Below are 344 nucleotides of genomic sequence, written 5' to 3' on the forward strand. Positions count from 1 at the left end.
CCGCCACCCCGGCCGCGCGCCGCCATTGGATGTGGGCGTGCTGGGTGGCGATGGGCGTGGCGATCCTGACCAAGGGCCTGGTGGGCATCGCCCTGCCGGGGCTGGTGCTGGTGATCTACACGCTGATCGCGCGCGACTTCGGCCTGTGGAAGCGGCTGCATCTGGCCAGCGGCATCGCGCTGATGCTGATCGTCACGGTACCGTGGTTCTGGCTGGTGTCGGAGCGCAACCCCGAATTCCTCCATTTCTTCTTCATCCACGAGCACTGGCAGCGCTACACCTCCACGGTGCACTCGCGCAAGGGCCCGCTCTGGTATTTCGTGCCGCTGCTGGTGGCCGGCTTC

General features: G+C 67.2%; 1 pseudogene. It reads left to right on the forward strand.

Features of this window, described 5'->3' with window-relative positions:
• A pseudogene (locus K206_RS44185) lies at positions 1 to 344 on the forward strand (4-amino-4-deoxy-L-arabinose transferase); the annotation flags it as partial.

The organism is Cupriavidus sp. WS (assembly GCF_000395345.1).
GTDB lineage: Bacteria > Pseudomonadota > Gammaproteobacteria > Burkholderiales > Burkholderiaceae > Cupriavidus > Cupriavidus basilensis_B.